The 15,677-nt window shown below is 56.9% G+C and carries 11 protein-coding genes; 1 reads left to right on the forward strand and 10 read right to left on the reverse strand.

Features of this window, described 5'->3' with window-relative positions:
* Nucleotides 1-28 precede the first annotated feature (28 nt).
* On the forward strand, nucleotides 29-805 hold the full coding sequence (locus IT971_RS16380; RefSeq protein WP_063092601.1) for a phosphodiesterase: 777 nt from the start codon (nucleotides 29-31) through the stop codon (nucleotides 803-805).
* A 2-nt stretch (nucleotides 806-807) separates the two neighbouring features.
* On the opposite strand, the gene queG is transcribed toward IT971_RS16380, so the two are convergent.
* The 10 genes from queG to IT971_RS16430 form a co-directional block, all read right to left on the reverse strand.
* Nucleotides 808-1,962: a tRNA epoxyqueuosine(34) reductase QueG gene (gene queG / locus IT971_RS16385; RefSeq protein WP_063092600.1), complete on the reverse strand. Its 1,155-nt coding sequence runs from the start codon at nucleotides 1,960-1,962 to the stop codon at nucleotides 808-810.
* Between the two features lie 112 nt (nucleotides 1,963-2,074).
* Nucleotides 2,075-4,552, reverse strand: coding sequence for a TonB-dependent siderophore receptor (locus tag IT971_RS16390; RefSeq protein ID WP_063092660.1), 2,478 nt, complete (start codon nucleotides 4,550-4,552; stop codon nucleotides 2,075-2,077).
* Between the two features lie 166 nt (nucleotides 4,553-4,718).
* Complete coding sequence (locus IT971_RS16395) at nucleotides 4,719-5,741, reverse strand: FecR family protein (RefSeq protein ID WP_139190043.1); 1,023 nt, start codon at nucleotides 5,739-5,741, stop codon at nucleotides 4,719-4,721.
* Nucleotides 5,742-5,880: 139 nt separating this feature from the next.
* Nucleotides 5,881-6,405 carry an RNA polymerase sigma factor gene (locus tag IT971_RS16400; RefSeq protein WP_063092659.1) on the reverse strand — a complete coding sequence of 175 codons (525 nt, stop codon included), beginning with the start codon at nucleotides 6,403-6,405 and terminating at the stop codon, nucleotides 5,881-5,883.
* 201 nt (nucleotides 6,406-6,606) lie between these two features.
* Complete coding sequence (gene queF / locus IT971_RS16405; protein ID WP_062958438.1) at nucleotides 6,607-7,074, reverse strand: preQ(1) synthase; 468 nt, start codon at nucleotides 7,072-7,074, stop codon at nucleotides 6,607-6,609.
* 4 nt (nucleotides 7,075-7,078) lie between these two features.
* Complete coding sequence (tgt, locus tag IT971_RS16410) at nucleotides 7,079-8,221, reverse strand: tRNA guanosine(34) transglycosylase Tgt (RefSeq protein WP_063092598.1); 1,143 nt, start codon at nucleotides 8,219-8,221, stop codon at nucleotides 7,079-7,081.
* Nucleotides 8,221-9,270: a tRNA preQ1(34) S-adenosylmethionine ribosyltransferase-isomerase QueA gene (gene queA / locus IT971_RS16415; RefSeq protein ID WP_063092597.1), complete on the reverse strand. Its 1,050-nt coding sequence runs from the start codon at nucleotides 9,268-9,270 to the stop codon at nucleotides 8,221-8,223. The genes tgt and queA overlap by 1 nt, the downstream gene beginning before the upstream one ends.
* 102 nt (nucleotides 9,271-9,372) lie before the next feature.
* Nucleotides 9,373-9,918 (reverse strand): queuosine precursor transporter, encoded by a 546-nt coding sequence (locus tag IT971_RS16420; protein WP_063092596.1) that lies wholly within the window; start codon nucleotides 9,916-9,918, stop codon nucleotides 9,373-9,375.
* Nucleotides 9,919-10,179: 261 nt separating this feature from the next.
* Nucleotides 10,180-11,709, reverse strand: a complete 1,530-nt coding sequence (locus IT971_RS16425) for an inorganic phosphate transporter (protein WP_063092595.1) — start codon at nucleotides 11,707-11,709, stop codon at nucleotides 10,180-10,182.
* Between the two features lie 170 nt (nucleotides 11,710-11,879).
* Nucleotides 11,880-15,467: an AsmA family protein gene (locus tag IT971_RS16430; protein ID WP_063092594.1), complete on the reverse strand. Its 3,588-nt coding sequence runs from the start codon at nucleotides 15,465-15,467 to the stop codon at nucleotides 11,880-11,882.
* Between the last annotated feature and the right edge of the window lie 210 nt (nucleotides 15,468-15,677).

A 15,677-nucleotide genomic window follows, 5' to 3' on the forward strand; every position in this document is an offset into this window, starting at 1 on the left:
CGTCACCCGATCATGATAAGGCATCCCTATGAAATTCATACATCTTTCCGACACGCATCTGCTGGCCCGTGATGACCTTTCGCGCCCACCACATGCGGGTGATACGCTGCGTGCCGTCATTGCCGAGATCAACGAATATCATGCTGATGCCGTGATCTGCGTGATTACCGGCGACATCACCCATCATGGCCGCCCGGAACAATATGACCACGCGGTCGAACTGTTCGCGACCCTTGCCATGCCGTTTATCATGATCCCGGGCAATCACGATATCCGCGAACCGATGCTCGCCGCCTTTCCCGATACGCCGCGCGATGAAAACGGCTTTATCAATCATGGTCAGACAATCGGCGGCATCCGCTTTGTGATGCTTGATACCATCGTGCCTGATGCCCATCACGGCACATTGTGCGACGCCCGGCTTGACTGGCTGAAACACGAACTGGCAGAGCACCAAAACCTGCCAACGTTCCTGTTCATGCATCACCCGCCGCTTGATATGGGCCTGCCGTTTCTTGATTCGATCCGGATGGATGCAGACGCCGAACTGGCCGCCATCATCAAGAACAATCCGCAGATCAGGCATATCTTCCTTGGCCACCTCCACCGCCCCAGCAACGGCATCTGGCAGGGTATCCCGTTCAATGTCGGCGGCAGCAGCCAGAAGGGCGAGCCTCTCGACATGCGTCATGAAAAGGAAGAAGAACTGGTTGAACGCGCCCCGTTAAAGCCGATGTTCGGCATCGTACTGACCGATCCGTCGGGCAATGTGCGCTATCATTATGAAACAGTGCCGTTCGACTAGGATCACGGCGCGGGGCGCGCCCATTCCGCCAGCACCACCGGATCGCTTTCCATGCGTTCATGACGGGATCGCAGGGCGTCAAACGCCTTGCCATCCATCAATTGCGACAGCGCCCAGACCGCCGATCCGCGCACAAGCGGGCTTTCGTCGGTCAAAAGGCTTTCGACACGCGGCACAAGATTGACCGCCCCGCTATTGCCCACCGCCGTCAGGACATTGCGCAAAAACTTCGCCCGCCCGATCCGCTTGATCGGCGATCCGGTAAAGAAATTGCGGAATGTCTCGTCATCCAGATCAAGGAAATCGGCAAGCCTTGGCGCGGTCAGTTCGGCGCGCGGGATAAAGGCCATTTCCTGCGTCCGGCTGGCAAACTTGTTCCACGGGCACACCGCCAGACAATCGTCACAGCCATAAATACGGTTGCCCATGGCACGGCGAAACTGGGGCGGGATCAAGCCATCATGCTCGATCGTCAGATACGAAATGCATTTGCGCGCATCAAGCTTGTAGGGGCCCGGAAACGCATCGGTCGGACAGGCCGAAAGGCATTTGGCGCACGACCCGCAATGATCGATTTCCGGCTCCGCCAGATCAAATTCAAGCGTCGTGAAAACCTCGCCCAGAAACAGCCAGCTGCCGTATTCGCGCGACACAAGATTGGTATGCTTCCCCTGCCAACCAATCCCGGCGGCCTGCCCCAACGGCTTTTCCAGCACCGGAGCGGTATCGACAAACACCTTGACCTGTTCGCCATCAGCACCCGCTTTCTGTGCCTGTTCCATCATCCAGCGCGCAAGCTGCTTGAGGCGTTTTTTGATCAGATCGTGATAGTCGCGGTTTCTGGCATAGACCGAAATCATCGCCCGGTCGGGATGGTCCAGAAGGGTTAGCGGATTTTCCGCAGGCCCATAGTTGGAACCCAGAACAATGACGGATTTGACTTCCGGCCACAGCATTTTCGGATCGCGACGGCGCGGCAGCCGTTCCGGGTCATTCATCCAGTCCATGGTGCCATATTCGGCAGCGGCGACAAATTCATCGAGCCGCGCCTGATTGCGTTCGTCAATCTGCGGGCGCGCCACACCACACACATCAAAGCCGATTTCACGGGCTTTGGCCTGAAGGCTTTCAAGGGTTATCGCAGCGGCAACCGTCATGGCAAAACATCTGGGTCGTTTTCTCTCTCTGTGCTGCCTTATATAGGTTTGTCGCCGAAACGCAAAAGGCCGCAGCACATGGCTGCGGCCTTTAAGTCGACGCCGGGCGAAATCAGAAGCGATATCGCAGCGTCGCCAGAATTGTGCGTTCCTCGCCATAATAACAGTTATCCGACCACTGCGTGATCAGACAGGACGCGACATATTCCTCGTCCATCAGGTTATTCACATTCAGCCGGAAATCGGCATTGTTCATGCCAACCTGCGCCAGATCATAGTTCAGCACGACATCAACCAGCGTGTAGTCCGGAACCATAAGGGTGTTGGCCTCATTCGCAGCCGTTTCACCGACATAGCGGATCCCCGCCCCGATGCCGAGCCCGTCAAGTGCGCCCTCGTCAAAGCGGTAATGCCCCCAAAGCGACACCATATGTTCGGGTACCTGCTGCGGACGATTGCCATCCTTGACCGCCCCCGGCGCATCAAAGGACGCATCGGTATAAGTGTAACCGGCCAGCACGCTAAGATTGTCGGTCAGTTCGGTGCGCGCCTCAAGCTCGATGCCCCGGGATTCAATCGTTCCAACCGGCTCCCATGCCGTCGTCAGGTTGTTATAAACCGCAACGTTTTCCTGTTCGATATGGAATGCCGCCGCACTCAGCATCGTTCTGCTGCCTTCGGGCTGGAACTTTACGCCGACTTCATATTGCGTACCTTCGGTCGGTTCCAGCGGCTTGCCCGATGCATCACTCGACAGGCTGGGATTGAAGGATTCCGAATAATTGAAATAGGGCGCGATGCCGTTATCAAACAGATAAAGAACCCCGGCACGTTTGGTCAGCTTGCTGCGGTCTTCGCCCTGTTCAACATTGGTCAAACGGTTCAGGTTGCTGGTTTCCAGCCAATCCTGCCGAAGCCCCAGCGAGAAACGCCAGTTTTCATATGCCAGCTGATCCTCGGCATAAAGTCCCGCCTGTTCAAGGGACCGGCTGTTGCTGTTGGTGATTGTTCCCAACGCAACCCCGGGGCTGCCATAGACCGGATTGAAGGCATCAATGTTCGATGCCCCGGTAAACAGCCATTTGTTTTCGCTTTTGCGGTCCTGATAATCAAAGCCCATCACAACCGTATGATCAACGCCACCGGTGGCAAAATTGGCTTCGGCCTGGTTATCCACCGTAAAGGCGCGAAGGCTTTCATCCCCGCCACCATAGGTTCGCGTCAACTCATTTGAGGTACCGCTCCAGCCCGTCTGGTAAATCTGGTCAAGATGCACATCGGCATCAAGAAAACGGAAATTCTGGCGCACAGTCCAGGTATCGTCGAAATCATGTTCAAACTCGTAACCGACCATGTTCTGGGTGCGCTCGAAGCTTTCAAGTGCCGGATCACCGTCAAAGAAAGTGTTCGAAATATGCTGGCCATTGCGCGCGAACAAGGTGCCTTCGGACGGCAGGCCATTATGGGTGCCGCCTTCCGGGTCTTTCTGGAAATAACCCGACAGTGTCAGGCGTGTATCATCGCTGATATTGGCGGTCAGCGACGGGGCAATGGCATAACGTTCTTCTTCGGTACCTTCGAATTGGGTGTCGGATGCATCTGCCTTGCCGACAACGCGATAGGCAAGCTTGCCCGCCTCGTCCAGCGGACCGGTGAAATCAAAACCGACCCCGCGCTGATTGCGATTGCCATAGGAAAGCTCGACCTCGCCCTGCTGTTCGAATTGCGGTTTCTTGCTTGATAGTGCCACAAGACCACCGGGCGAACTGCGACCATAAAGCACCGATGCCGGTCCTTTGACCACATCGGCACGTTCGACGAAATAGGGATCGATCTGCATCGAGCTATAGGTCGAATCATCGCTCATGGTTTTCAGGCCATCGAGATAGATATTGTCGATGCTGCGATCCACCAGACCGCGCAGGATAATGTAATCGTACCGGTTTGACGCACCGACCTGACCGGTAAAGGCACCGGGGGTATAGCGCATCGCCTGCATCACCGTTTGCGATCCCTGATCTTCCATCTGCTCCTTGGTCACCACGCTAATGCTTTGCGCTGTTTCAAGGATCGGTGTGCCGGTTTTGGTTGCCGCACGCGACCGGGTCGCGACATAGCCGTCCACCGGGCCATCGGCGGTTTCGGTGACCGCATTGGCTTCGACCCGCACCGGATCAAGCACCGTTTCACCACTGGCGGCGATCTGTTCAATCGTGACCGTGTTATCCTCGGTAAAGCGCCACGTATAACCCGTCCCGCTCAGAAGCTGGCCCAGCGCCTGATCAACCGTCATTTCCCCCTGAATGGCGGATGCCTGAACCCCGGAAATTCCGCCGGACGGAAAGAACAGACGCACACCGGCCTGATCGGCAAGGCTGGTCAGGGCCCGGTCAAGGTCCTGTGCCGGGATGTTGAAATCAATCACGCTCGCCTGTGCGATTTCGGCATTGTCGCGCGACGCGGCAATATCGGCGGCCATCGCATGAAACGGTGCGATGGCAACAAATCCGGAAATCACCGTGGTTACCGCAAGACGGCGTTTCCAGCCCATCAGCATCATCCGCCGGGCCACACAAACGTTTGTATTCATTCCATAAGCCTTTTCGTCAGAAACCCCAATGCGAATGAAATTAAGAACCGAAATCATTCGCTGTTATTTCTGAGACGAAACCGGCTAACGTGATTTGCAGTAAAAAATTCAAAAAATTTTCGGGATGAGAAGAAAGCGCGAAAAACCGCGACCTTCGCCAGAAGGATTAGTAAATGATTGTCAGCAAAGGCAACCGGGTGACGCGCGCCGATGTGGTTTGTTCGATAGAGGCGAAAACCGCATCAAGATCGGCGGTTTCAAACACACCCGTAACCTTAAGCCCCCGCAGCGCATCCCGCGCCACAACGATCCTGCCCGGCTGATAACGTTGCAGTTCCGCCATCACATCCGAAAGCGTCCGCTGATTGAAAATCAGCTTGCCGCGCTGCCAGCTGCCATAGGCGGCAAGATCGGCATCCGTGATCTTTTTCAGCCCATCATCGGTGTCATAATGCGCCTGCTGCCCGACCGTGATTCGCAACGGCTCACTGTCGCCACGGGTCACTTCCACAATGCCTTCGCGCACGGTGACATTCGCCCCACCGTCCTCAAGCCGCACCCCGTAAACCGTACCAACCGCGCGCGCCGCCCCGCCATTGGCGGAAACAATAAACGGATGATCGGCATCCTTCGCCACGTCAAAAATCACTTCGCCCGCTTGAAGGCGGATTTCGCGACGTGGGCCGGAAAAATCAACGGAAAAGGCCGATGCGGTATTCATGTGTGCAACCGATCCATCGGCAAGCGTCACCGCCCGCTGCTGTCCGATGGCCGTACTGTAATCCGATGTCCAGCGCGCAATCGGCCCGGTTGCTTCCAACCCGCCAAAGATCGCCAGCATCAAGGCGCAAACCATTGCCCCGGCAATGGCAAGGCGTCCGGGCCGGAGCCAAACTGCCCGGCTTCGTGCCGGTTGCAGCCTAGGTTGTCTGCGAGGCGCTGCGGCCCCCGGCGCGGGTGACTGGAAACTGCCGATCTCGCGCCGGATATCGGGATTTTCCTGCCATTGCTGCGCGGCTTCGGTTTGACCGACGGCGGCAAAAAGGCTTCGGGCCTCGGCGGCGGCACGGGCGTGATCGGGGCTTTGCGCGCACCAGTCGGCAAAGGCCGCATGATCGCGCGCCGTGGCATCGCCTGATTGCAGCATCACCAGCCATTCAATCGCCTGATCACCAAGATCGGCGGTCAATGGCCTGCTGGCTGGTTGCTGATCCGATAACCCGGTCTTCAAAACCCGATACCCCGAAAATGGTCCCGCACGGCCACCAATGCATGGCCCATATTGTTAAGACGTTTGGGCATGGGCAAATCTACAATGATTTTTGCCATTATTTTTCGCCCTCGCGCAGAAGCTCGTCACGGCAATGTTGCAGGGCGCGCACGATATATTTCGCGACCATGCTGTTTGATACGCCAAGACGCGCGGCAATTTCACTGTGTGACAACCCGTCGACCCGAAACATCAGCAACGCCATACGTGGCTTTTCTGGCAGCTTTTCCAGCGCCTTATCAAGCAGTAAAATCTGTTCGCGATCGAGCACGATGTTTTCCGGGCCGGGTTTGGGATCGTGGATCGCGTCGGTATCCTCGTCCATATCGTGATGGGCGGTAATGCGTTTTTCACGCCTGATCCCGTCAATCGCAAGGTTCCCGGCCACCCGATAGATATAGGCGCGCGGGTTGTCGATCACGTCCCCCTGATCGTGGGCATCGGCAAGCCGCACATAGGTATCCTGCACCACATCGGCTGCGCGTTCATGGTCCCCGCCCAGCTTTCGGGTCAGAAACCGGAAAAGCTGTTCGTAATTTTCCTGAAAGCTTGCGATCAGAACCGATGCGCTGTTGCGCGCCATGGCCTTGCCCAAACATGCCGTTGCCAAATGATACAGGTTCCCCTGCCCGCCCGTCTATTAGCAAGAACCAAAACCCAAAACAATGAGAATAATTCGCATTGTTAATAACTATACATACCGGTAATACCCCAAAACAAAAGGCTGCCGCCGGTTTCCCGACAGCAGCCCTTGATTTTGTATCAATTCCGGTGAGCCCAGCTACTAGCCACGCCCGCGATAGGGGGCAACGCCCTGATCGGGGATCCACACCCCTTCGGGGGCCGGGCCGGTCTGGTAAAACACGTCAATCGGAATGCCGCCGCGCGGATACCAGTAGCCACCAATGCGCAGCCATTTCGGATCAATCATATCGGCAATCCGTTTGCCGACCTTGACCGTGCAATCCTCGTGGAAGGAACCATGATTGCGAAACGACGTCAGAAACAGCTTCAGCGACTTGCTTTCCACCAGCCAATCCCCCGGCACATAGTCAATCACCAGATGGGCGAAATCCGGCTGACCGGTGATCGGGCAAAGCGATGTGAATTCCGGTGCGACAAACCGCACGCAATAATCGGTTCCGGCCTGCGGGTTCTGCACCCGTTCAAGAACCGCTTCATCCGGGCTGGCGGGCTGTTCGGTGGTGCCGCCCAGCATGGTCAGGTTGTCGTAAATGGTTTGATCAGCCATGTGATTAATCCTCGATGATCGGCACGGGATCAATATCCCCGCCTTCCTGGCCTGCATAAAAATCACGGGCGAACTGTTCCATGCGGCCCGCAGCAATGGCGTCGCGCATGCCACGCATCAGATCCTGATAATAGGCAAGGTTATGCCAGGTCAGCAGAACCGCCCCCAAAATCTCGCCCGCCTTGATCAGGTGATGCAGATAGGCACGCGAATATTTCGTACAGGCCGGGCAATTGCACTGATCGTCAAGCGGACGGTCATCATCGCGATGACGCCCGTTTTTAAGGTTCAGCGTCCCCCGATGGGTAAAGGCCTGCGCATTGCGGCCCGACCGGGTCGGCAAAACGCAATCAAACTGGTCAATCCCGCGCATCACCGCACCCACAAGGTCCGATGGCTTGCCAACCCCCATCAGGTAACGCGGCTTGTTCGCGGGCAGCATATCGACACAGAAATCAAGCGTATCAAACATGATCTGCTGGCCCTCGCCAACCGCAAGACCACCGACCGAATGCCCCGGAAGGTCAAGTTCGGCAAGCTTTTCCGAACTTTCGCGCCGCAGATTTTCAAAAACACTGCCCTGCTGAATGCCATAAAGCGCATAGCCTTCGCGCTCGACAAACGCATCCTTGGACCGCTTGGCCCAGCGCATCGACATGCGCATGGAATCCGCGGCCTGCTGTTCGGTCGCCGGGAACGGGGTGCATTCGTCAAACGCCATGGTGATGGTCGATCCCAGCAAATGCTGGATTTCCATCGACCGTTCCGGCGACAGGGCAAATTTGCGCCCGTCGATATGGCTTTTGAACGTAACACCATCTTCGGTAATCTTGCGCAGCTTGGACAGCGACATCACCTGATACCCGCCGCTATCGGTCAGGATCGGCTTGTCCCAATTCATGAATTTGTGCAAACCGCCAAGGCGTGCAATGCGTTCCGCACCGGGGCGCAGCATCAGGTGATATGTATTGCCCAAAAGAATTTGCGCACCCGTATCGGCGACATTTTCCGGCAACATGCCCTTGACCGTGGCAGCCGTTCCAACCGGCATGAAGGCCGGGGTATCGATCACGCCGTGGGCGGTATGAATGCGGCCGAGACGGGCCTTGCCGTCGGTCGCCAGAAGTTCATAACGGAATTCAGTCATCAGCTTTTTTCAATCTTGCTGGCGCATTCAAGCAGGCTGCAATCGCCATAGGAATAGAAACGGTATCTGTTTTCAATCGCGTGACCATAGGCCGCCTTCATGCGCTCAAACCCGGCAAAGGCCGATACCAGCATGAAAAGTGTTGATCGCGGCAGATGGAAATTGGTCAGCAGCATATCGACCGCCCGGAACCTGTATCCCGGCGTGATAAAGATGTCGGTCTCGTTCTCGAACGGTTCAACCACCCCGTCTTCGCGCGCCGCACTTTCAAGCAACCGAAGCGACGTCGTCCCGACCGCAACAACCCGCCCGCCCTTGGCGCGCGTTTCATTGATCAGGCTGGCGATTTCCGGCGATATGCTGCCCCATTCGGCATGCATTTTGTGGTCTTCGGTATCATCCACCTTGACCGGCAAAAACGTGCCCGCCCCGACATGAAGCGTGATCGTGCGGCGCTCGATACCGCGCGCATCAATCGCTGCCAGCAGTTCCGGGGTAAAATGCAAACCCGCCGTCGGGGCTGCCACCGCGCCGTCATGCTGGGCGAAAATCGTCTGATAATCCGATCTGTCCTGATTATCCCCACCCTTTTCCCGCCGGATATAGGGCGGCAACGGCATCACGCCATATTTTTCAAGGGCGGCAATCAGATCAGCCCCGGCAACGTTAAACCGCAGCAACACCTCGCCGCCGTCTTTCTTTTCCATGACCTCGGCTTCGAAATCATCGGCGACCCTGAAGGTTTCCCCAACGCGCAGCTTCTTGGCCGGTTTGGCAAAGGCGCGCCATTGTGCAAGACCTTCCTGCTTGTGCAGGGTCACTTCAATGCCCGCCTCCCCGCGCTTGCCAAACAGGCGTGCTGGGATCACGCGGGTATCATTGGAAATCAGAAGATCACCGGGCCGCAGGATTTCGGGCAATTCACGAACGATGCGGTCATGCGTTTCCCCGCCCGTCAGATCAAGCATGCGGGCACTGTCACGCGGGTTGGCCGGATGTTCGGCAATGCACTCACGCGGCAGATCGAAATCGAACAGATCGACTTTCATCGGAAATACAAAACCTGCAATTATCAGAAAAAATCAGAGGGGCGCCTTATACCGCCCCCCTTTGCAAAATCACAAGACGCCCGCCGGAATATCAGCCCTGCATCACCCTTTTGCCGGTTCGATATTCAGGCGCGGGGTAATGATTGCCATCAGCAAACGGAACGGTGCCAGACAGGTCAGCGCCATGATGATCTTGGCGCTGAAATCGCCCATCGCCCATGTCTGCCACGGAAGCCCGGTACCGACAAACGCGATGGAAAAGAACAAGGCCGTATCCACCGCCGACCCGATCCCCGATGAAATCAGCGGAGCCTTCCACCAGGTCGCCCGGCGCAGCCTGTCAAACACCGTCACGTCAAGCATCTGCGCAATCAGAAACGCCGTGCCCGATGCAATCGCAATACGCGTATCGGCAACGATCAACGACAGAACAACCGCAATCGCAAACCCGGCCAGCACGACAAGGCGTGCCGCCGCTGCCCCGCGTGCGCGGTTGGTCAGGTCAGTCACCAGAAACGCCACCGGATAGGTAAACGCCCCATAAGTCAGCCAGTCGGCCAAAACGCCCGGCAGCGGATATTCAACCAGAATGTTCGATGCAACAACCGTCACGGCCATTGCCAGAACGCCAATAATGATGGCTTTCATCGTTTTTCCTTAACCAAAATCCTGACCAAAAGCAGAACGCACGCATAGGAAATCTCGCGGCCCACTTTGATTGGGCGACGATTCGGCACGGGTTTGATTCAAATTATGGTTGGGGTAATTACGCTTGGAGACCCCAGGCGTCAAGGAAAAACGGCGGTCAGACAAAGCCTGACCGCCGCTGCAGATCGCCACAAGCTGCTCCGGGGAAAAGGAGGAGCACCGTGCCGCGAAACGTCAATTCTGCGCCTAATTCCGACGGAATTAAAGCATGATCCCGCGAATGGTGAAAAACAGCAACGCGCCAAGGAACGCCCCGGCCGGAACCGTGATCACCCACGCGGTCGCAATCGTCACCGCATAACGGCGGCGCACCAGCAACCGCTTGCGCAGTTTCTTCTCGGCCTTTTCGGCCTGTGCCGGGTCAAGCTGACGCAGGGCTTCGATATGCTGTTTCTGTTCGTCACTTTCCTGTTCCGCACCGACCAGCATCGGCGCACTATCCATCCGGCGACGATGGCTTAGCGTTTCACGCAGGAACCCGACCCCAAACACCGCACCAACCGCAATATGGGTCGAACTGACCGGAAGCCCCAGCGCGGATGCCACAATCACCGTCAATGCCGCCGACAGCGCCACGGTATAGGCCCGGATCGGATCAAGCTTGGTGATTTTCGATCCGACCGTCTTGATCAGTTTCGGCCCGAACAGGATCAGACCTGCAGAAATACCAATCGCGCCAATCACCATCACCCAGATCGGGATCGGGGCCGATGTCACGATCTCGCCGCTATCAACACCCGAAACGATGGCGGCCAACGGTCCAATGGCATTCGCAACATCATTTGACCCATGCGCGAATGACAGAAGGGCTGCGGACACGACCAGCGGAATGCGAAACAGCGATGCGATTTCCTTGCGTCGTCCGATCATGTTACGCGACGCATGCAGCACGGCCTTGCGGGTCGGCAACAGGGTGACGAAAAAGGCTGCGATACCGATAACAATGACCTGCCACGTATCAGCAGCCCAGATCTTTTTGATCCCCTTCATCATCAGATACATGGTGAAGGCCGATACCATCACACCGACCAAAATCGGCACCCATTTGCGGGCCGCTTCGACGCAATTTTCGGTATACAGAATCTTGAACTTGATAAAGGCAAGGAACGCGGCTGCGATCACGCCACCCAGAACCGGCGAAATCACCCAGCTTGCGGCAATCGTGCCCATAGTCGGCCAATTGACCGCGCCAATGCCGACGGCTGCCATACCCGCCCCCATCACACCGCCAACGATGGAATGGGTGGTCGATACCGGCGCGCCCAGCCATGTGGCAAGGTTAAGCCAAAGGGCGGCTGCCAGAAGGGCCGCCATCATCGCCCAGACAAAGGTCTGTGCATCGGGCATCTGGGTCGGGTCGATAATACCGTTCTTGATCGTGCCAACAACATCGCCACCGGCGATAATCGCCCCGGCTGCTTCAAACACGGCTGCAATCAAAAGGGCGCCAACCATGGTCAGCGCCTTTGAACCAACCGCCGGACCAACATTGTTGGCCACGTCATTGGCGCCGATATTCAGTGCCATGTAACCGCCGATCACCGCAGCGGCGATCAGGAATCCGCTTTGCGGCAGGCCGCCCATATGAAAGGCGACAAAGGCGCTGCACGCCAAAAGAAAGACAAGCGCAAGTCCGAGCTTCGCACTCAGGGAGGCTGTCTCTCCGGCACCCGCATCCATGCGGCGCTGCCATTTGAGATCCTTATCCAGAGCGGTTTTCTTTGCGACCATGATCAACCGTTACTTAAAAAGGGAATCGACGCGCGGATCATGTCGAAGCAAACCCGGTTTGTTAAGGTTTTTTTGCCTTTTTATGACAGCCATGTCCCGACCGCATCCCGCCAATAGCAAAACGGCCCCGCACTGCAGGGCCGTTTTACGTTTGGAACAGTTGTGAAAAGTTATCGACCGAACTGGTTCAGAAGCCCTTTCAGAACATCCTTGGCCGCATCCTTGCCCGAACTTCCCGATCCGCTATCGGATGAACCACTCCCGCCCAGTGCCTTATCAAGGATATTATCCAGAACCTTGATCGCGACCTTGTCCATGCGCCCGGTAATCGCCGGGTTGCTGATATTGCCCTTGGCGTAAACGCTAAATGGCGGTAATTCTTCGATTTTCTCGGAAAAATCGAAATCGGCCTGCGTATCCATCTGCCATTTCGGCAGATCAAGGGTCGCATCGGCATCCGCCGTCCCCACACGCGATGTCGCTTCGACACGGGTGGTTTTGGCAATCCCGTTGGTGATGGCAATGTCGGCCTCAAGGGTCTGAACCAGATCGTTGTTACCGACCCCTTCAACCACCATCGCCTGCGGGCCCTGCTGCAACAATGCCTGAATGTTCAGCTTCGGATCAGCAGACCGTTTATCGGCATTGCTGAACCGGACATTATTCAGAACAAGGTTCGCCGTACCATTCAACGCACTGATCAGCTTGCGCGATGTATTGCCCGATGCGGTGACATCAAACTTCGTCGCCGCCCCGCCGATCACCGTGTCATTGGCAACCCGGATCGGGGTCAGCTTTTCGATATCCGCCCCGTCAAGATTACCTTTAAGCGCCAGTTTCGGCGTATCGGAATTGCGCGCATCAAACGTGCCATCAATCGACAAATTCCCATCGCCCAGAAGGCCGGTGAATTTCTGAATGGTCAGAAGCCCGGTCACGAGTGTCGCCTTCAAATCCGGCTTCACAAGGCTGTAGGTATCGAAATCAAGCTGATCAAATGCGACCGTGATATCGGCATCAATCGACCGCAGGGCCGATACATCAATCACCGTATCATCCCACGGCGTGCCGTCACGGGCATCAACAGTCGTAACCTTCATCGTGGTCGGCATATTGAAAGCCGCCCGGCGCGCACCGCTACCGCCTTCGGGCATCAGTCCGGCCCGTTTTGCCGCGGGCACGAACGGATCAACATTCAATACCCCGCCCGAAAGGGCCACGGCCAGTTTCGGCTGCGCCCCGGTGGCGTCGAAATCAACGTCACCCCTGGTTTCAAACGGACCGATACCGAACTTCGCGATATCAAGCGCGATATTCTTGGCATTGCCCTTGACCGTGCTGTCCAGAACCAGACGCCCCAGATTGCCCGATGGCTCATAGGTCGGTGCCAGCAACGGCAACACACGGTTCAGGCTTGATGCCTGCATCGCAAGTTTGCCATCAATGCCCGGTGTCGCCCCAAACAGGTCGCTCAGCACCCCGTTCAATGCCACCTGCATCAACGGGTTGGATACATCAATATCAAGGTTCGGGCCGGTCACCGGGCCATTCAGCCCGATATTGGCCTGAATGCTTTTATATTCGCTGGCCGGTGCCGGAAGCGTCATACCCGTCAGCTTCGCCAACGGTGCCAGCGTTTTGGCCGTGACTTTAAGCTTGATCCCCTCGAATGCCGGAACAGCCACATCGCCACGGAACACACCGCTGGCACTGGCCGAAAGCCCGGCCGCATCGGCCACCGCAAAATTGTTCAGCGTGATCTGCGAACCGCTCAGGCTGCCATCAATCGAAATGCCCTTGATCGACACGCCCGATGAAATGATTTCATCAGCCGCCAGCCGATAATTGGCCGCAACACCATCAAGCGGCGCCAGCGCATCCTTGATCATCCTGACCATGGCATCACCGCCCGCCGCGGGTCCCGACGACGGGGCGGCATCCGAACCGTTGGCTACCGTGCCGGAATCCGTTGTTGCGGAATCATTGCCCGCTGGGCTTGCCGCATCGCCATTTCCGGCGGCTGGTGCTGCCGAAACATACTGATCCAGATTGATACGATCAAGCTTAAGACCAATACCAAGTGCCGGAAGCCCCTCGCCGCTCAGATTGGCGACGATGGCACCGCGAATGGCCGTATCATCAATCCGCATATCCAGATCGGAAATATCAAGCTTGTCAGGTGTCCCTTTGACCCCACCGGTCAACGAGAAACGACGCAACCGGTCCGCCCGGATGCCATCAACATCGACCCCAAGCCAGCGCGCCACCGCCCGAATATTTTCCGATGCCATCTCATAGGAAAGGGCCGCACTCGGCTTCGGACCTTCGCCCGAAATGCTGCCAAACACCGAGAAATCCGTCCCCCCCGGCAAACCGGCGGAAACTTCGTTCAATGTGATCTTGCTGTTGGCAATCGCGGCATTGATCCGCGCATTATGCACCGGCGTCTGGTTATAGATCAGGGTTTCAACTTCGAAATCAATCGATGCCGTCAGATCAGCCGGGATCATCGGACCATTGGCCGCACCCGATGTCTTGTCGCCCTGCGACGGGATGGATTGCCCACCCGCATCGCCCGCCGATCCATTTTCCGGGGTCGCCATGCCGCTGTCGCCCGTGCTGCCCGCGCCTGTGTCCGGGGCGTCACCATCGCCCATATGCGTCAGCACAAGGATTGAATCAAGATCAAGCTGATTGAAACGCAGCGCCACATCGGCCCGCATTTTCGGGTCCTGATCAATCGCAATTGCCCCCGATCCACGGGTTTCACCAAACCGGATCGATAGGTCATTAACCGTGACAGATTTGGCATTGGCGGCAACCTGCCCGCCCAGATTGAACGGCTTGGCGGCGATATCGGGAATATCGGCACCTTCGCCTGCAATCCGAAGGGCCGCTTCGCGCAGATCATCAAACTTGCCGTCAATCTGGCCGTTAAAGCCCGGATATTCCGCCGAAAGATCAACCTGACCGCTTAAATTGATACCGCCATCGACCTTGTCGATGCCAATCTGCATGCCGACCGGGAACGGGCCGGTCTGGCTGATTTCGCCGACATTGAAATTAAACGTCAGCGGAATCCCGCGATAGAAAACATATCCCTCGCCCTTTGCCGGACCATTCAGGCTGTCGGCCGAAACGCCAAGGGTCAGCCCCTCAATCCGCTCCGTGCTGCCCGGTGTGTGATAAAGGATTGTCGCATTTTCGATTTCCAGACGGTCAATCTGGATCGTGCTGGCAAAATCGGATGATCCGGCGTCGCTTCCGCCCGATTGGGCATCAGGTGCCGCCTGTTCGCCTTCCGACGTGGTGCCCGTGCTTGGCGGTGTGGCAATCGTTCCGGCATCCGGCCCGCTTGGCGCGGCCTGTGCCGGATCAAACACCAGATTGTTGCTGCCGTCTTCAAACGTCTCGATGGAAATCACCGGATCAATCAGGCTGATCTCGGTCACCTGCACATTGCCGGTCAGAAGCGGCATCAGGGCGACAGAAACCCGGACTTCCTTGACCGACACCATGTCGGGGTCCTGCGCACCGGGCAGATTGCCAAGCGTCACCTGCTCGACCGACAATGCCGGAAACGGCAGAACGGACATCGAAAGATCGCCGCGAATTTCAAGATCGCGACCGGTTGCTTCACGCACTGCCTGGGTGATCTGTGGCTTGTAACCGTTCCAGTCAATCAGGGAAGGAATGACCAACAGGGCAGCGATGATCACAACCAGAATGGCGCCAATCACGGCAAGGATCTTTTTCAACAGTCCGGCTCCGCTTTTTGCTCGGCACCGCTGAAACAGACATGTTTGCGCGGTGCGATGTTGTATTTATCTCAGTAGCATATGGCTCGTACCGCTCGTCGCAACAGAAAATGGCAATAAGTTGGTTGATGATACCATTTCCGCACGTTTTCGGTACGCGCATTTCCCTTTTACCGGTTCACCTATGAATTTGTGCGCAAGACCAGCGGT

This window comes from Thalassospira sp. B30-1, assembly GCF_015767575.1.
GTDB classification, from domain to species: Bacteria; Pseudomonadota; Alphaproteobacteria; order Rhodospirillales; family Thalassospiraceae; genus Thalassospira; species Thalassospira xiamenensis.